The sequence below is a fragment of the Paraburkholderia fungorum genome, from assembly GCF_046027215.1.
GTDB classification, from domain to species: domain Bacteria; phylum Pseudomonadota; class Gammaproteobacteria; order Burkholderiales; family Burkholderiaceae; genus Paraburkholderia; species Paraburkholderia fungorum_D.
Genome location: NZ_JAQQEN010000003.1, coordinates 665,604 through 683,397, shown reverse-complemented (window position 1 = coordinate 683,397; position 17,794 = coordinate 665,604). Strand labels below are relative to the sequence as shown.

The 17,794-nt window shown below is 57.5% G+C and carries 15 protein-coding genes and 1 pseudogene; 2 read left to right on the top strand and 14 right to left on the bottom strand.

Going from position 1 to position 17,794, the window contains the following annotated elements; translation table 11 throughout:
* Window positions 1–14 precede the first annotated feature (14 nt).
* The 6 genes from PQR27_RS38900 to PQR27_RS38875 form a co-directional block, all read right to left on the bottom strand.
* Entirely contained in the window at window positions 15–1,460 is a 1,446-nt protein-coding gene (locus PQR27_RS38900; RefSeq protein ID WP_408528929.1) for an efflux transporter outer membrane subunit, read from the bottom strand.
* Complete coding sequence (locus tag PQR27_RS38895) at window positions 1,457–2,338, bottom strand: efflux RND transporter periplasmic adaptor subunit (protein ID WP_408528991.1); 882 nt, start codon at window positions 2,336–2,338, stop codon at window positions 1,457–1,459. The genes PQR27_RS38900 and PQR27_RS38895 overlap by 4 nt, the downstream gene beginning before the upstream one ends.
* A gap of 8 nt (window positions 2,339–2,346) precedes the next feature.
* Entirely contained in the window at window positions 2,347–2,541 is a 195-nt protein-coding gene (locus PQR27_RS38890; RefSeq protein WP_408528990.1) for a DUF1656 domain-containing protein, read from the bottom strand.
* 8 nt (window positions 2,542–2,549) lie between these two features.
* On the bottom strand, window positions 2,550–4,613 hold the full coding sequence (locus PQR27_RS38885; protein WP_408528928.1) for an FUSC family protein: 2,064 nt from the start codon (window positions 4,611–4,613) through the stop codon (window positions 2,550–2,552).
* A gap of 5 nt (window positions 4,614–4,618) precedes the next feature.
* Window positions 4,619–4,933, bottom strand: coding sequence for a MarR family winged helix-turn-helix transcriptional regulator (locus tag PQR27_RS38880; protein ID WP_408528927.1), 315 nt, complete (start codon window positions 4,931–4,933; stop codon window positions 4,619–4,621).
* A 562-nt stretch (window positions 4,934–5,495) separates the two neighbouring features.
* Window positions 5,496–6,818: an IS5 family transposase gene (locus PQR27_RS38875; RefSeq protein ID WP_408528989.1), complete on the bottom strand. Its 1,323-nt coding sequence runs from the start codon at window positions 6,816–6,818 to the stop codon at window positions 5,496–5,498.
* A 516-nt stretch (window positions 6,819–7,334) separates the two neighbouring features.
* On the opposite strand from PQR27_RS38875, the gene PQR27_RS38870 reads away from it, so the two are divergent.
* On the top strand, window positions 7,335–8,150 hold the full coding sequence (locus PQR27_RS38870) for an IclR family transcriptional regulator (protein ID WP_408528926.1): 816 nt from the start codon (window positions 7,335–7,337) through the stop codon (window positions 8,148–8,150).
* A 337-nt stretch (window positions 8,151–8,487) separates the two neighbouring features.
* On the opposite strand, the gene adk is transcribed toward PQR27_RS38870, so the two are convergent.
* The 5 genes from adk to PQR27_RS38845 form a co-directional block, all read right to left on the bottom strand.
* Window positions 8,488–9,153, bottom strand: coding sequence for an adenylate kinase (gene adk, locus PQR27_RS38865; protein WP_408528988.1), 666 nt, complete (start codon window positions 9,151–9,153; stop codon window positions 8,488–8,490).
* A gap of 121 nt (window positions 9,154–9,274) precedes the next feature.
* Window positions 9,275–9,469 carry a hypothetical protein gene (locus tag PQR27_RS38860; RefSeq protein WP_408528925.1) on the bottom strand — a complete coding sequence of 65 codons (195 nt, stop codon included), beginning with the start codon at window positions 9,467–9,469 and terminating at the stop codon, window positions 9,275–9,277.
* 192 nt (window positions 9,470–9,661) lie between these two features.
* Window positions 9,662–10,828: a bifunctional 2-methylcitrate synthase/citrate synthase gene (prpC, locus tag PQR27_RS38855; protein WP_408528924.1), complete on the bottom strand. Its 1,167-nt coding sequence runs from the start codon at window positions 10,826–10,828 to the stop codon at window positions 9,662–9,664.
* Window positions 10,829–11,647: 819 nt separating this feature from the next.
* On the bottom strand, window positions 11,648–12,817 hold the full coding sequence (locus PQR27_RS38850; RefSeq protein ID WP_408528923.1) for a porin: 1,170 nt from the start codon (window positions 12,815–12,817) through the stop codon (window positions 11,648–11,650).
* An 883-nt stretch (window positions 12,818–13,700) separates the two neighbouring features.
* Window positions 13,701–14,905 (bottom strand): IS3 family transposase gene (locus PQR27_RS38845; protein WP_408528311.1). Its coding sequence is split into 2 segments (ribosomal slippage): window positions 13,701–14,581 and window positions 14,581–14,905, totalling 1,206 coding nucleotides; the frame shifts between segments, so codons are not numbered across the junction.
* A gap of 201 nt (window positions 14,906–15,106) precedes the next feature.
* Here PQR27_RS38845 and PQR27_RS38840 point away from each other — a divergent pair.
* Window positions 15,107–15,975 (top strand): annotated as a pseudogene (locus PQR27_RS38840) (IS3 family transposase); the annotation flags it as partial.
* A 99-nt stretch (window positions 15,976–16,074) separates the two neighbouring features.
* Here PQR27_RS38840 and PQR27_RS38835 read toward each other — a convergent pair.
* The 3 genes from PQR27_RS38835 to PQR27_RS38825 are packed head-to-tail and all read right to left on the bottom strand — an operon-like array spanning window position 16,075 to window position 17,745.
* The gene (locus PQR27_RS38835) at window positions 16,075–16,293 is read right to left on the bottom strand and encodes a hypothetical protein (RefSeq protein WP_168788268.1); all 219 of its coding nucleotides are present in this window, start codon (window positions 16,291–16,293) and stop codon (window positions 16,075–16,077) included.
* Window positions 16,290–17,054 carry an IS21-like element helper ATPase IstB gene (istB, locus tag PQR27_RS38830; protein ID WP_168788269.1) on the bottom strand — a complete coding sequence of 255 codons (765 nt, stop codon included), beginning with the start codon at window positions 17,052–17,054 and terminating at the stop codon, window positions 16,290–16,292. The genes PQR27_RS38835 and istB overlap by 4 nt, the downstream gene beginning before the upstream one ends.
* A complete protein-coding gene (locus PQR27_RS38825) occupies window positions 17,041–17,745 on the bottom strand; it encodes a Mu transposase domain-containing protein (protein WP_408528922.1) in 705 nt (234 codons plus the stop codon). Before PQR27_RS38825 ends, istB begins: the two co-directional genes overlap by 14 nt.
* Between the last annotated feature and the right edge of the window lie 49 nt (window positions 17,746–17,794).

The window sequence follows — 17,794 nt, the reverse complement described above, 5'->3', positions numbered from 1 at the left end:
CCCTGTTGTCTTGATTAACGCGAGGCGGTTGCCGGAGTAATCATATCGCTACTTGTTTCCCATCCCCCGCCGAGTGATTTGAACAGGTCCACCTGGCTCATTGCCACATCGACTTTGCTTTCGGTCAACCTGAGTTCGTTTGCTGTCAAGGTACGACTCGCATCCAGGTCGTCAAGATAAGTTGCCCTACCGCCAACGAACATCCGATGTACATCGGACGCGGACTCTACAGCCGAGGCGTGTGCAAGTTCAAGTGAGTTGAGTTGGTCCATACTTCCTTCATAGCCTGCAAGACTCGACTGAACCTCCTTCAGTGCTTGTAAGACGACACCATCGAACGAAGCCAACGCTGCGCGCTGCTCGGCACGGGCTTCGGAAACACGTGCGCGCGCACCGTTCGCGGGGAAAGTCCAACTAATCATAGGGCCGACGGACCAGCGCGCAGTGCTTCCCATCCCCAAGTCGCCGGTTACGCCGGTTAGGCCGGTAGACGCACCAAGAATCACATTGGGGTACAGGGCGCCGATTGACACGCCAATGCGCGCGGTCGCGGCCGCAAGCTTTCGCTCCGACTCCCGAACGTCCGGGCGCCGCTTTAATAGTGCTGTGCCGTCTCCGATAGGTATCTTTGATGCGATCTGCGGTAATTGGATACACTCGCGGACAGCTTCCGGAAGATCTGCTGGGCTTTCTGCAAGTAAAGCCGCCAAACGGTACTGTGCAATGTGTTGACGTGCGCTGTACTTTGGTATGGTAGCTTCTATTTCCCGAATGGCAGTGTCTTGTCGAGAGGTCTCAGATACGTCCGCTCGGCCTAGTGCGTGCAGTCGTGCAATGAGCTGTCCCCGAGACTGCTGTTCGGCGACGGCCTGACGAGCGACACTCAACTCCGCTCCAGCGCCACAGTCCTCAACGTAAGCGTGCACGACGTCCGACACGACGGTGACACGTGCAACGTCTTTTGCCGCAAAAGCTGCGTCGCTATCTGCCGTTGCGGCTTCTACCCCCCGTTTAAGCGTTCCGAATAGATCGATTTCGTACGTGACGTTGATGCCGAAGTTGCTCGCATTTGCTACTGGCACCTTCTCGGGCAGAAGGTATTGTTCTCCCGCCTCCTGTGTGCGTTCCTGCAGGGCCGAGACACTCCCTGAGAAACCTCCCTGCTCGTCAGCAAATTGGACACCAGCGCGTGCGCGCTCCAGATTCGCCATCGCTACCCTGAGGTCTGTGTTCTGCTGCAATGCCCTTTGGATCATGTCGTTCAGAACGGGGTCATCGTACAGCTTCCACCAGTTTGGCGGAGGAGATTGCGAATCCGTCGTGTACCCCTTTGCATCGAGCAGCGGCTGCTTGGCCACGTCCTGATTTATTGCGGCCTCAGATGGCAGCCGATAATTCGGACCGACCACACATCCTGTAAGGATGGTCGAGAGGGCGACCATCGCCACAGCCTTTTTCATTGAGCGCTCCCTATAGTTACGCCGCCCGATTGTCGGACCGACACCGTAGCGGTACGGCCGGCGATGAGCCGGAAATCGACCGGAACGTTGTCGAACGCTATCTGAACCGGAATACGCTCAGCGAGACGGACCCAGCTAAAAGCGGGGTTGATGTTTGGCAGAAGACTGGAACCCTGTGTCCGGTTGCGGTCCTCGATGCCCGCCGCAAAGCTTTCGACATGGCCATGCAGGAGGATTGGTTCTCCCATCACCTTGATATCAACAGGTGCTCCAATGTTGATGCCTCTCAGTCTCGTTTCTTCAAAATAGCCGTCAACGCGAAACGAATTAAGGTCGACAATCGACAATACAGACTTGCCGCTCGTCGCGAACTCGCCGACCCGTGGAGCCTGGTCGTTCAGGTAGCCATCGACAGGGCTGTATACCCGGGTCCTTTGGAGGTTGACCCGAGCTACGCCCACCGCAACATTCGCCGCGTCGAGTTGCGCCTGAGCAGCCTCGACGCGAGTTCGACCCTGTTCGCTAGTTTCGGCCGAAACGAGTTCTCCGAGCGCGGCATTTCTGCCGCTTTCCCGTCGTGCTTCGTCCAGTTCGACTCGTCTCTGACTTGCCACCGCCATGGCGTCGCTGAGCGCAAGCGTGTATCGCTCCCTGTCAATCTCGTAGAGAAGTTGCCCCTTCGTGACACGTTCGTTGTCGTGAACCGGTACTTCGGTGATGAGCCCTGAGACATCGGGCGCAATTTGAACGACATCCGCCCGAACGTGTCCGTCTCTTGTCCATGGTGCGAAGGAATAATATCCAACGAGCTTCCAGAGAATATATCCGGCAACCGATGCTGCAATGAGCGTAAGCAGGACGCGGCCGCTTACCAACATGATGTTTTTCACTTTCTCGGCACAGTAAAGAGAACAAGAATTCCAAGTATCACGACGTACATGGATAGATCGAAAAGATGACGATGCCAAACAAGGCGATAAAATCCGACCTCTTCCAGTACCCGTTTCACAGCAAGATTTAGCATCCAGGCGACCAGCATCAGGAGAACGATTGCCGGAGCGAAAATGCCTACGATATTCACGTCTTCTATCAATTGACTTCTCCGTTGTCGCCCCGGATGAGAGCGATGCGCAAGTCTGACAAATGGGAGGCGATGTCACCTCGAGTCTTAGCTTGCTCTCGTCCGCCGGAGGGAACACCGCTGTGAGGGGAAGAAACCTCACTCATGGCGTTGTCGATAGATATCAGCAGGGCGCTTGGGACCGGCTTCCGATGCCGATGTCGAACACACGTATCGAAGTACGACGCAACGTTTCGAAAGACACCCTCGAGCGTCGTCTGTACGTCCTGGGTTACACGCCTCTGCTTTCTCCTAAGGTCAAGGACACTGAAAACGATTCGTGCTTCCCTTAGGCTCTCGGACGAAGGATGGCTTTCATTGCCGCCGCTGGAAGTTTGCCTTTGCAGCGATTGCATCAGGCGGTCGAGGACGCGCGCAGCGAACAGGCGTTGGTCCGCAATTGGTCGAAGCGACGCCGCCGTTGCGATGTCCGACCAGGACTGGCGTGTATGCCGTGCTATGAGTAGATCAGACCCGAATGGCTTCGTCAGACGCATCCAGATAATTGCAAACAGTAGTCCAACGACACCGGCAATGTTGAGATTGAGGAACGAATCAAAGTTGATGTCGTAAATACCTTGAATACTCAGAAATGTTGCTGTGTGTACTGCGGTTAGCGCTGTGGCGACGGCGAATCGAGGTCTGGGAAGCACGGTACCTATTAGGACAAACGGCACGCAAAATATGATTATCAGCATTGCGAAGTCGTGAGCGTGCGGTATTACAGCAATCACATAGATGCCGGCGATGACGAGGCTGCAACAGACAGCGACAAAGTACTGGGCTATCTGTGCGGCCGGGTCGTCGGCTGTCGCAAAGAAGCAGCAGGAAACGGCTGCAAGCGTTACTCCTAGCGCACCGTCGGTCCATCCCGAATAAATCCACAAGCAACAAGCGACGAATATCGCAAGAACGGCAGAAACCGCCGAAAACACAAGCACGGGCGTGTCACGATATGGCTTTGGGGTAGTCACCCGCCAGTGGCGGAGCGCCCCTCGCCAAGATGGATTGGGCTCGCGAAGGGCAGCCTCAAGAGTGCGGCAGTCTTCCCAAACGTCCATGAATTGTCTCAAGCGGCGGAAGACGCTTTGGAAGTTGGCAGCGTCAGGAGCGTGAGCAGCCGAGGACTCTCGTGCCAGGGTCGCCACGTCATGCCGTAGATGGCGTAAGGAATTTCTGGAGGAATCGCCTTTTAGGAGTCGTTGCGTGACCAAATCGATTGCTTTTTGCAATTCCGCAGGAACGGCTCTGCTCCCGCGCTCCAATTGAGACAAAGAGTCGATAATTGCCGACCCGATCACCACAAAGAGTTGCATCCGGGAAATTAGCTGCTGGGCCTGTTTTATAGCCAATGGCGTCACGTGATCGTAGGCCAATTGACTCACCACGACCTCAAGCGAATTCGACAAAGTAACAAGTCGCCTGCGCAGTGTCGGCACCTCAGCTTTCTGGTCTTTGCCCGAGAGGCATATCTGGCCAAACTTGGTGGCGTCGGCAAACCAACCGCTTGCTCTGTCTGCGAGAGAGGAACTGAGCTTTACTGGAAAAAGAATGCTTCCGACGACACTCGCACAAATAATTCCAACCGTAATCTCCTCGGTCCGGGAGACCGCTATGTCGAACACGGTGTATGGCGAATCTACGGCGCTCAGCGCGACCAGCGGCATGGTGTATCCAGCGAGAACAAACAAGTAACTGCGTGCGCTTCGGTCATGCATAGATGCAAAAAGGAGCAGACCGCTCCATAGTGCAACGACGGCGGAAAAGATCAACGGTTCTTCAACGAAGCGAGGAAGTAGCAGAGCGGCTGCGGCTGCACCAATGGCTGTTCCGACGGCTCGATAGACGGCTTTGGAGCGGGTTGCTCCAACAAATGGGTTCGCCACCACGTACACGCTGGCCATTGCCCAGTATGGTCGCGGTAGTTCCAGTTTGAGCGCGATGTAGAGCGCGATCATCGACGCAATGAACGTCTTGAGAGAAAAGAGCCATTCGAATCGAGACGGGAAGCGGAACCCCGTGCCCTTCAGCATAGCTATCACACTTGCCCCCGTTCAGCGTTCAAGAATGCTTGGAGCACCTTGATCGTTGTGTCCAGATCATCGTCTGAAATTTTCGCGAGGGCTCGGGCGCGCAACTCTGCAAGTCGCACCTCGGCAACATTCGCCACTTCAAAACCCTTCTCGGTCAAGAGGACGGAATTGGCCCGGCGGTCGCCGGGATAACTCAAACGTTCCACAAGGCCCGCGCGGGCGAGTTGGTCAATTAACCGGCTAAGGGATGGACCTTTCAGGCTAGCCAATTGGGCCAACGTCGACTGATGAACCGGTTCGGCAAGTTTCTTCAGGAGCATTAACGGCTCTGCACACCCCTCCGTGAGCGGCAGTGAACTGAGGCATTGTCTCTTGATGTAACGCCACCGCCGCGCCGCCGTTGTCAGGGCTGCGCTGGCGGCAAGTTGCTTTGTGTTGGTGTCTGAACACATGGTCGTTGTTGCCGATTCGACCGACTGTGACTGTTTAGCCATCAGCAGTGGAAGGCGGCTTCCGTCTAGAAGAATTAAGTGTACGGACGTGCAAGATTCGAGGACATACCGAGGTTGCCAAGAGATTCACACCAATGTTGGTAACAATGCAGAATTTGTTCTATCTCGCTGATTTTTGAAACCTTTCACCGGTCGATGCAGATCGTTGCAGGCACGTAGACCGACGAACGCGTGGTCGAGTTGGCCGGCAACAACGGGAAACGCGACGGCGTCAAGGTCATAGCTGCTCGCGCAGTTGGGGGCTGCGGCCGGCCGCAGGGGAGTGACGAGCCACCCAGTTCGATCTGAGCGTAATCTGTGCCCGCGTTGCGGATATCACACCGGCGCTCAGTAGTCGGTCCTGAATAATTCATTTCTCGTTGCGCCAGCGTTACGCCATCACGTCGGCGGCGATGCAGCGGTTGAGCAAAGCAGCAAGAACGAAGGCACAAAGAAGCCGCAGCTTCCGGAGGATCATCCGCAGGTTGTGGCCGGCGCCGCACAGCACCGCGTGCATCGCATCACCGAGTGCGCCTTTGAGCCAGTTGCGATCGAGTTTTCCGTCTGACTTCATGTGGCCGATGGCTGGCTCGATTGCACTTCGCCGTCTGATCATCGCGCGGAGTCCGCGTGTGATGCCCCGCCGCATGCCCGGGTGGTAGATCTTCACGCCGTCGATGACAACACCCTTGTAGCCGCGATCCACGATTGCTATCTCTGGCGTGGTGTCACTCAGGATCGCAGCCTGTTCCAGCGCTTCAGCCAGCGTATGACCGTCGTACGGATTGCCAGGCATCGAACGCATGCCGACGACCAGTCCTTCCTTGTGGGTCGTCGTGATCGACACCTTCACGCCGAATTCGTAGGGTATGCGGGCTTTGCCCTTCGCCAGACATTCAACTTCAGGTGCGTGCAGCGCGTAGAGCTTGTTCTTGTCTTTCGGCTTCTGCGACAGGATCCGCTTCGTGCGGTCAAGCAACTCCTGCAAGGCTACACGGCCTGAGTCTGTTACCGGGCCGAGCTGTCGCTCCACATCACGCATCACCCGCCCAACGCGCGAGCGCAGCGTGCGCAATGCCTTCCTCATCCGCCTGTACTGCTTCGCGTGAGCGTAGCGGCCAATCTGCAACGCCAGGCGCGGTGCCTCGCGGTTGTAATTCTGCCGCAGCTTCAGTCCGTTGCGAGCCGCTGCCTTCACCAGATGTTCGCGACACCGCTCGAGCAATCGCGAATCGGTTGGATGGGCGATCGCCTTCTCCATGACCGTCGTGTCTACAATCACGCGCTTCACGCTCGCGGCCTTGATTACACCGGCACGTTTCGCTGCTTCGATCGTCTCGGCCAGCAACTCTTCAACGCCGGCTTCACCCAGTCGTTTGCGCCAGCGCGTAAGGCTCGACGGGTCGATCGGCGCTTCGGTCTGCAAATAGGTCTCACCGGTGAACACCTGCCAGTACGGGTTCTCCACCCATTGCCAGACAACCTCTTCGTCGGACAGATCGAACGCATGTTGCAAATACAGCAGCCCCGCAATCAGGCGCGGCGAGCTCGCCGGTCGACCTTTGCCCGAAACGAAGCTCTCGCTCATCGACATGCCCAGCCGATCCCAATTGATCAAGTCGGCCAACCGCACTAACGGATGCTTCAGGTTGATCTGTTCGCGCAACGGATGGCGGAAGAAATCTTGTTCCGCCACAGGCGTCTTCGGACCCATCTGCACCTCGTCGAAAAATGCAGGATTCAAGCGTTAATGTGCCAGGTTCCTGCAATTCCCACAACCGAATTTCTGGCTAAAAGCCCCACACCGCAAGGCTTCAAAGATTGTTCAGGACGGACTCAGTAGAATTGGGCGATTCGCACGCAGGCTTTCGAGGCATTGAAAGGGGGACGCGCGCTCCGATGCCCGAGCGCATCCCTACTTCGATCGGTCACTCTTGTTTGCTATGTGTTCGGCTGCGTGCCGTTTGACAACTTGACAATACCTCTACCAGCACTTCGCCATTTAGAAGGAGCGGCGAATCAATGAAACAAAGTTCTAACTTACGACACCGGGTGAGCGATTCATTGGTTGATTTTTGTATGGGTTCGTATAATGGACCTATGGTCGCCGCGACCTGTGCGATTTGTTGGTTGTAGGCAGGCAATCCCGCTAAATCATGGCCTGAAATCCGTATATTTGGTTAATCATGGTGCCATAATATGGATCGAGCCAAGAACTGGAGGTGACGTGATGGAAGCTGTGCCTGGAGCGCAGGCGGTGTCTCGCGCCCTGCGTGTTTTGCGAGCGGTCGCGAGGACGAGAAGCGCTGGCATCAATCTCGCGCAACTAGTGCGCGATACAAATCTTAACAAGCCTACCGTCCATCGGTTGGTGCTTGCGCTGATCGCTGAAGGAATGGTCGAGCAGGATCCGGGATCGTTGCGATATTTCGTCGGACGAGAATGCTATGTCTTGGGCAGCATCGCGAACGAACGCTTCGGGTTAGGTCGCGAAGCGGCTGACGCTGTGGCGCGCCTCGCACGCTCATCGGGAGACTCGGCCTTCTTCTCGATTCGCAGCGACGTGTTTGCCGTTTGTGTTCTGCGAGAAGACGGAGACTTCCCGCTCAAGACGCATGTCCTACAACCTGGAACCAGACACCCGCTCGGGGTCGGCGCAGGCAGCCTTGCTATGCTCGCCGCTATGGACGACGCTGAAGTTGAACGCTGCCTTCTGATAAACGCCGAGCAGCTGAGGACGGCATATCCGAAGTTTTCTGTGCCAATGCTACGGAGGGAAGTTGCGCTCACACGGGAGAGGGGATATTCGGTCAACGAGGGGCAGGTTGTTAGCGGCTCTTGGGGAGTCGCTGCTGCGGTTCGCTCGCCGTCCGGAGATGTCGTGGGAGCCCTTACAATCGCCGCGGTTGAGTCGCGACTGCAGCGAGACCGTCAACAGGAGATCGGGCGACAGTTGCAAGATGAAGCGGGGCGCCTTGAGAAACATCTCGCAGCTGCCGCTTCCATGCGCCCGGAGCACAAATTGAAGCGCACCGCACGAAACTGACGTCCCCACATCACAGACTGATGCGAAACGTTGCCGGTAACACGCTGATTTGAGCCGGCGCAACGCTGTGCTCGCTGAGTGGATTGCGCATACGCGCCGGGGAGCGTACCGGTTTCTCCGGTTTTTGCGCCAGCACTTCGAGTTCAACACCCTGCTCGAAGACCGTTCGCCACCTCAGATACGAGACTACAACGGTCTGAGGGTAGGCCAATGCGGGCAACGCACTTATCTGAGGCAAGGCGGCAGCGTCGTATGCCAGGCGGATCGTGTCTCTGGCATACCGACTGGTTCGAATTGCGGCGAACACGGCGTTTTAACGTCTTACTGGGCCGGCGGGCTATTCTTTCAGCGAGCGAGCGATTGCTTCGCTGATCCCGTCTATACTGCCGAGGCCGAGGATTTTTCGGTACTCCGGCGGCTTCAGCCTGTTGCACTCGCCACTTTGAGCCCATTCCTGGTAGTACTGGATCAGCGGCTTCGTCTGCGCAACGTAGACATCAAGGCGCTTTTTCACGGTTTCTTCCTTGTCGTCGTCGCGTTGGATGAGTGGCTCACCAGTGACATCGTCGAACATACTGTTCGTAGGTGGGTTGAACGTGATGTGATACGTGCGGCCGGATGTTGGATGCACACGGCGACCACTCATGCGCGTGATGATTTCATCGAATGGGACGTCGATCTCCAAAACGTAGTCGATTGCAACGTTTGCCTGCTTCATCGCTTCAGCCTGCGGCAAGGTGCGAGGAAAACCGTCGAACAGATAACCGCTCGCGCAGTCAGGCTGCAACAGTCGTTCTTTCACAAGATTGAGAATGAGCGCGTCTGGAACCAGCTCGCCGGCATCCATATATCGCTTCGCTTCGACGCCGAGATGCGAGCCGGCGGCAACCGCCGCACGCAACATGTCACCTGTGGAGATCTGCGGAATGCCGAATTTTTGTCTGATAAAGTTTGCCTGTGTGCCCTTGCCTGCACCTGGTGCGCCTAAGAGGATCATTCGCATACCGTTACCTTGAACTGTTAGGGGAAACTTCGTACACCGGAGCGCCACCGATCGCTGCAACACCGCTTGCGCAGCCTGCGAGGCGATCATTTCCTCCGGCAAACATGCATTGCCGCTGACCTCAATACGACGCAGTATCCGTCAGCACGAAGGGGCGGCTATTATCCATCCAGTCGAAATGCCCCGAAGACCAACTCCAGCATGCACGCTCCTGGATCAGAGGCGGTCTTTGCGCTTTGGCGCTGCTCGGTAGTGCGTCGATGTTTTGATCCAGCGTGCTATCGTTCGCGTTTCCCAGAACGGAGTTTTCAGTCATCGTAATATCCTCTAAAAATGAACAGTCTCAATTGGCTGCTACGACAATCCTGCATGACTTGTGAACGGCACCTTGAATCTTTATATCCTGTGGCGTTCAAAGGATGGCGAACTGTGTGCTCAAGCCGTGGGGGAGGGATAATGACCATCAGGGACAGTTGCCCGGATACAGTCACCTATTCCTCTCTCACGACTAACGCTTGGAGATCGGGACAAAAGGAAGGTCATCGGGGCCGATATAATTTGCGCTCGGACGAATGATCTTGTTGTCGGTACGCTGTTCGACGATATGCGCGGCCCAACCTGCGGTACGCGAGATCACAAATAGTGGCGTGAACATCGCCGTCGGTACGCCCATCATGTGATACGACACGGCGCTGAACCAGTCGAGGTTGGGGAACATGTTCTTTGCTTCCCACATGACTTGTTCAAGGCGCTCGGCGATGTCGAACATTCTCATGTTTGACGCTTCCACCGACAGTTCTTTCGCAACGTTCTTGATAACAACGTTGCGCGGATCGGAGATCGTATACACGGGGTGCCCGAACCCAATAACTACCTCCTTGGCCGCGACACGCCTCTTGACATCGGCTTCGGCCTCATCCGGGGTTTGATAGCGCGACTGGATTTCGAAAGCTGCTTCGTTTGCGCCACCATGTTTCGGCCCTCGCAGCGCGCCGATTGCACCCGTGATCGCCGAGTAGAAGTCCGCGCCAGTGCCCGCGATCACGCGGCTTGTGAACGTTGATGCGTTGAATTCGTGCTCCGCGTACAAGTTCAGCGAAACGTGCATCGCATCCACCCACGACTTTGACGGCTCCGCACCGTGTAGCAGATGTAAGAAGTGCCCGCCGATTGAATCGTCATCGGTTAAGACCTCGATGCGTTGGCCACTGTGCGAATAGTGATACCAGTACAGCAACATCGACCCGAGAGAAGCCATCAGGCGGTCTGCGATATCCTTCGAGCCCGAGATGTTGTGGTCATCCTTCTCGGGTAGAACCGTGCCGAGCGCCGAAACGCCCGTGCGCATAACATCCATCGGATGCGCCGCGGCCGGCAAGCACTCGAGTATGGCCATGACGTTCGCAGGCAGGCCGCGCAGTGATTTGAGCTTCGTCTTGTATGCGACGAGCTCCGACTGTGTCGGCAGCTTCTCGTGCACCAACAGGTACGCGATTTCTTCGAACTCGCATGCGCGCGCGAGGTCAAGAATGTTATAGCCGCGATAGTGCAGATCGTTACCTGTACGTCCCACTGTGCACAGCGCCGTGTTGCCGGCAGTTACTCCCGACAGCGCAACCGACTTTTTGGGTTTAAATGTCCCGTTAGCGGGCGTTTTGCTTTCTGCCTGGCTCATGATCCACTCATCTCCGGTTTGATCGTTACTGATTTGCGGCGAGCAGCGCACAGAAGTCGGTGTCGGACACGTGATCGCCACGAGTATTGTTGAGAGCGGTGCGCGTCTGTACCGTCGGAAGGGCGTCTCTGCGCGTGCCATTGCGCATAGTCGTATCGCGAAGGTTCAATGCCGCTGCGTTCGCAGCGCGACCCGGCGCGACCTCCTGGCTCCGAATGTGACCATTGGACAACCGCAAATACCGGGCCACTTTTAAGAAAGTAGTCTAAGTCATTGTTTTATAATGACTGTCAGGAGTGGCGAAGCGGTTTTGGTATTTCAGTAATGAAATTTCTGTTTCGATTTTGGATCTTCTGTGTAGGTAATCTGAGAAGGGGACAAAACCCTAAGCGGGCGGAAATCAACCACGTTGACGAATTTCAGCCATGGGTCGTTGCCGACCTGATCTACGTCGACACCGCCTGAACTCAACGCGCTGCCTTTAGCTGTTCGATATCAACACGCTTTCACGGACGGTCGTAGGCGGACGGTTGCGGCGCACCCCTGAGGTTCCCGTACTTTCCTCAAAACAGACTCTCACGGGTTGCCGCCTGGAGGTGCAATGGCGAGTGCGGATTTCCCAGTTGTAACGACGGCCTATTGCGAGGGCGACAACGAGTTGAAATAAGCACAAGGCAGAGTGCTCGATTGTCCTGATTGCGCAGTTGATCTGATCGCAGCCAGCGACAGAATTCGGATAAAGAAAAGCCCGTCGCGCGGGACGGGCCTCGAAAGAACATGCGAAAAGCGCACTAGCGCTTTTCCTACGGCAGACAAAAATTAGAACTTGTGACGCAGTCCGAGGCTAACAAGCTCTTGCGTGTTGGTGCCCGGATAGCCGTACGAACCGATCGAAGCCTGCGCACTGACTACGCCGGTACCGTCGGCGTTAAGTGTTTGGCCACTGGCGTGCTGCCATGCACCGACCAGATAAACGTCCGTACGTTTAGACAAGTTGAAGTCCGCACCCAGCGAGACCTGATGATACGTCGCGCCTGTGTCGCCGCTTGACTTCGTATAGCTATAGCCAACGCCGACAAGCAGGGCAGGCGTCGCCTGGTAGTTCACGAAACCTTGTCCCGTGTTGAACTTCTCGGTAGAAGCGAACACCGATTGCGAGTCCGACTTGTATTGTGCGTTGCTATATCCGGCACCGAATGTGAACGGACCGGCAACGTATTGAGCGGCAACTCTGGCGATGTTGATCGACTTCGCGCTTTGGTAGCCGAGATTAACCAGCGAGCCGTCGAAGGTGCCGTCTGAGGTGCCACCCCAAGTTGTTCGTTGTGCGGCTGTCCCTGCCGCGTTGTCCGCTACAAAATAGCCAGCGGCGACAGAGACCGGGCCATTGTTATACGCTGCCGCTACTGACCACGTTTGACCGGAACCAGTCTGGCCAGCAACGCCGCCTAATGCGTACATGCCTTCTACCTGCAGGCCTGCATATGCCGGGGACACATACTTGATTGCATTGCTGGTGCGCGAACTGTTGTCATAGTTGTCTACGTCGCCGACGGTCGCAAAGGCACTCCCCAAGTAGTTGTCTTCGGTAATGCCTTGAACTAGGTCGACGAGCGGGTCGTACTGACGACCGAGCGTGAATGTGCCGTACTGGTCGCTTGCCAGTCCGACGAACGCCTGGCGACCGAATTCGCGACCACCCTGCGCGAGTGCGCCCGTCGTAGGGTTGAAACCGTTCTCCAGCTGGAAAATAGCCTTCAGTCCGGCGCCGAGATCCTCTTGTCCCTTGAGGCCCCAGCGCGTGCCGGAAAGGTCACCACCACTACTGTTTCCAAGGGACCACAGATTTTTACCAGTCGCGGTAGCGTTATGGACAAACGTTAAGGAAGTGTCGATCGTTCCGTACAGAGTGACGCTGCTCTGAGCGTGGGCGCTACCGGCCGCAGCTAATGCGGTCAGCGAAATCAGATAGGGCTTGCTGAGTTTCATTCTAATCTCCAGGAATGTAAGGCAGATCCACGATAAAAACGGATAGAACCGCAAACGGACTGCAAAAACAGTTGCGCTTTCGTGACATGCGACCACAACCGACGGCCGGACAAACACGCGAAATCGGCGGGAGGCAATTTACTGAGGCCGCTAGCAGACCGCTTGTATTGCAGCTACTTCGATGTATTGGACGCGGACAAAATATGTAAACCTATCGCAGGAAGAACAACGCTGTTTTCATTTTTTTGCATCAATGAAGGCTGACTGAAAGTATTCACTTGCGAGCCGCATCCCGCCGCGCGGCAACAGGCTCGGCCGGCGCGGAGTAGCCCTAGTTTTTTAGTCTTAGGAGTCGTCGCGTTTGAAGCCTGAACGTGAGGTCTATTACGGTGCAATTACCTGCACGGCAGCAAATATGCGATTCGATTCGAGCGGTTTTGTTGCGGGAGAGCAACGACAAATCTAGCGCAAGGCGGCGCATTTTGGAGATGAAATCGGCAAGTTCGCGAGTCAACTTGGCCGGGACGTTATACCGATTACGAAATTGCAGCGGCTTGGTTAATCGAGAATGACTCATTTCATTCGCGATGGATGCCGTTAGGATTCTGCCGGCATCCAGGATGTTTGAAGAACCATTCAAGCTGAAACCCACTGCTAGCCCTCACACGCGGGGTTTCTGTGAGCAAGCTGCGCAACAGCGCAGTGAATCTCAGGGACGCGATGGAAGCAGGGCAGGTCGGTCTCGCAACGGGTTTTCTGCCACAACTGAGGGCTGGATTCTTGCGGCGCAGCCTTTTCCAGCAGGCTTATGTCTGCACGTCTCGCCACGCTCAACCGCGAAAGTAGTGGACTTGCCCCTGCATAACCGGACACGTGGTCACGCTTAGGTTGGTGAGTTTGCTTGCTGGCGGAATTCGCGTGGCGAGCGGTATTTCAGGGCGCTGTGCGGATGCAATTCATTGTAGTGGCCGAACGCGATGGCCAGGTTCTGCAGCGCCGTCGTCGCGTCAGGCTTGGGCATCCACGAAACGTAGTCGCGCTTCATCGTTTTGACAAAGCTCTCGGCCATTCCGTTGCTCTGCGGACTTCGGACAGGTGTCGTGATGGGTTTCAGGCCGATTGCCCGCGAGAACGTCAGCGTCTCGTCGGCAATGTAGCAGGAACCGTTGTCGCTAAGCCACTCGATTTCGCTATCGGTTTTTAGCGCTCCATGGAAGCGGCTCTCGACGGCCTGAAGCATCACGTCACGCACCATGTCACCGGTGTAGCCCCCGGTGCTTGCCACCCAGCTCATGGCCTCGCGGTCGCAGCAGTCCAAGGCAAATACGACGCGCAATGGCGAGCCGTCATCGCAACGGAATTCAAAGCCATCCGAGCACCAGCGCGCGTTGCTTCGCTCCACCGCGACCTTGCCCTCGTGCCGGCGCCCTGACTGTGGATGACGAGGTCGGCCCTCCAGCAGCAGGCCGTGCGTGCGCATGACCCGATAAACCCGCTTTGCATTAACGCGAGGTTGAGCCTGCGTCTCCCGGTTTCGTCGCAACAGTGCCCACACACGCCGGTAACCGTAGGTGGGCAAGTCGGTGACCAGTCCTCGAAGCTCGGTGACCAGCGGCATGTCGTCCAGAACCGGCATCCTGCGCTGGTCAACCCACTCAGCGGGGCGCTTCGATTTGACCGCAAGATTAGAGCGCGACACACCCAGGACTTCACAGACCGTCTTCAACGGTCGTCCCCCGGCAGCAATGGTGAGCGCGCAATCAATTTTTTTGCCCGGCCGTACTCCACTGCTTCGCGAAGGATTTCCACCTCCATCGTCTTCTTGCCCAGCAGCCGCTGGAGTTCGCGAATCTGCTTCATCGCTTCGACAAGGTCGGAAGCTGGCACCACCTGTTCTCCGGCACTCACCGCTGAAAGGCTTCCATCCTGATAAAGCTTGCGCCAGGCAAACACCTGGTTCGCATTCACCTGATGGCGACGAGCTACTCCGGAAACGCTCGCCCCGGGTTCGAAGGTCTCGCGCACTATCGCGAGTTTCTCCTCGACAGAGCGGCGCCGGCGCTGTTCCGGCTGGGTCAGAACCTCAATGGGCTCTACATTGGAGTTAGGCTTAAACATAGGCGGAAGACTACCTTAAATTTTAAGCGTTACCTCGTGTCCGGTTTTCGACGGGGCCGTTCCAAGTAGTTCGAACGTACCTTTTGCTGTCACAGCATTCAGTAGCACTGAGCTTGCCCCCGAAAAACGAATCCCTTGCTGAGCAGGTAAACTCAAGCAAGGAGATGAACGATGACGAGCAAGGCAAAGCGAGCGCAGTACACGCTCGAGTTCAAGCTGGAAGCGGCGCGGCTGGTCAAGGCCGGGCAAAGCATGGCAGCGGTGGCGGCGACACTCGGTGTGGTCGAACAGACGCTGTACAACTGGGTAAAGGCTGACCGGGAAGGCAAACTGGCGGGAGCAGGCGCGAGGCCTGTGAGCCCGGAACAGATGGAACTGGCGCGGCTGCGTGCCGAAGTGGCTCGGCTGAAGATGGAGCGGGATATTTTAAAAAAAGCGGCCGCGTACTTCGCCAGGGAGTCGATGTGAAGTACGCGTTCATCGGGTGCAATCGACGCCACTGGCCTGTCTCGGTGCTATGCGAAGTGCTGGAAGTCAGTCCCAGCGGATATCATCAGCGTCGGCAACGCACCGCACAGGCCAAGCCGCACCGAGGCCGCCTGAGTGACGACGCACTGCTTGCGCACATCAAGGCGATTCACACGCAGGTCAAGGGCGAGTACGGCTGGCCTCGCATGTGGAAGGAACTGCTCACGCATGGCGTGGGCGTGGGCAAAGAGCGGGTTCGCAAGCTGATGGCGCGGCATGGCATTCGAGCCCGCCACAAGCGCAAGTACATCGCGACGACGAACTCAAACCACGATTTGCCAGTGGCGCCGAATCTGTTGGAGCGCAACTTCACCGCTAACGCACCGAACCAGGTCTGGACGACCGACATCACGTATCTGGCGACAGCCGAAGGCTGGGTGTACCTCGCGGTCATCATCGACCTGTTTAGCAGGCAGGTGGTGGGCTGGTCGATGCAGCCGCACATGAAGGCTGAACTGGTCACGGACGCATTGCGCATGGCGTGGTTCCGGCGCCGCCCTGAAGCCGGTGTTAGCGGCGGCGTAAAAGCGCCACTAGATGGCGGCGCAAGGTTGAGTAAAAGCGTCAACAATAGGGAGCGGTTATGGCCCGCTGTTGTTGGGTGATGGTCGTCAGAATGGATCGTCGATGTTGCGAGGGTGGGGATTCTCGGGAGGCGCGCGCTGGTCGTGCAGCAGGTCATTGAGCGGAATCTGGTAGTGCGCGGCGATACGCTCGCGTAGATCGTCGATGAGTTCGACGACGGCGAGCGCCTGATCGGCGGACCAGTTGTCCGGGATCAGGAAGTCGAGCCCGTGAGTGTTGCCCGAAGGCAGGTGAAGGCGCTTCATGATTTCTTCTCCATGCGTGCCGCGCTGCGTTTCTTTGCGCGCTGCTCGGCCCGTTCACGTGCCTCCTTCACCCGGTAGGACTCGCCTTCGATCGCGACGACTTCGGCGCGATGCACCAGCCGGTCAACCAGCGAGACGACGCAGGCGGCGTTCGGAAACACCTCCGACCATTCTGCGAACGGCCGGTTTGTGGTGACCACGGTGCTCGCTGCGCCATACCGGCGGCTGATCAGCTCGAACAGCAGGTCGGCGTGGCGATTCGAGTAGGACAGGTATCCGACCTCGTCAATTACGAGCACGTCAGGCGTGGCATACCGGTGCAGCCGCCGGCGTAACGCTGAGTCACTGTCAAGCGCGGCGAGCTCACCGAGCATCTGGCCAGCAGTTGTGAACAGCGCCGTGTGCCCGTTGACGAGCGCCTGGTAGGCGAGGTTCAGCGCCAGGGTCGACTTGCCCACGCCGTTCGGGCCGATCAGTACGACGTTGGCGGTGTCCCTGACGAACTCGAGCGACATCAGTTCTTCGACGGCGCCCCGGTCGCAGCGCGTGGGCCAGGCCCAGTCAAAGTCGCACAGCGGCTTGAAGCTGCCCAGATGGGCGTCGCGGATGCGTCGCTCGAGCGAACGGCGGGCACGCTCGTCTTCTTCCCACTGCAGCAGCGGCGCAACCCAGCTGGCGTCAGTGAGATCCGGCCAATGCGCCAGCAGCCCGTACAGGCGCAGGGCGTTCGCGCGCTCCTGCAGGTTCTCAGGCGAGCTCATCAGTACCTCCCGTTATCTGGTCGTAGATGTCGAGCCGGTGAGGGGTCACCAGCGTGTCCTTGCTACGCACGTGCTCGGGCAGGTTCACCGCCACTGGCGGCGGTACCTGGCGCGACTCGCGCCGACGCTCCAGCGCCAGACGCACCGGATTCTGGTGAGGCGCGGCATCGCTGGCGAGCGTTTCCTCGATCGCCGCCTGCAGTTCGGCTGCACCATAACGGTCAAGCAGCCGCAGCAGGTGGGCAGTGATATTGCCGAGATTGGCGCCGCGTTCAGCCGCGCGCAGCATGAGTGTGTGACTGGCCGGCGCTGCGCGGGCGAGATGATCGAGGCCGCGATGGTGACGGGCTTCACGTTTGCGTGCAACGAGGGCGTCGATGTGCGCGGCAATCTCGATCTGCGCGCCGCGATCGTAGCTACGCACATGAGTCGCAAGCAAATCGGCGCCCTCGAGAATGCGCACCTGCCGGGGATCGGCCCGGACCGTAAGCACGCGCCGCACGTGGGTATGCGGGATCGTGTAGTCATTCAGGTCGAAGCGTACATACGGCTGCTTGCCGACCTTCACGGCCAGTTGCAGTTCGCAGGGGTACGGATTCTCCGGTAACGTAAGCAGGCTGGGCTGCTCGCGGGCGAAGGCTTCGCGCACCGTGATCGTGGGCTCTTCCCGGCAGGGACGATCGGCCGCCATGCCCGCGCACCATTGCGCGGCCTGGATGTTCAGATCGTCGAGATCGGCG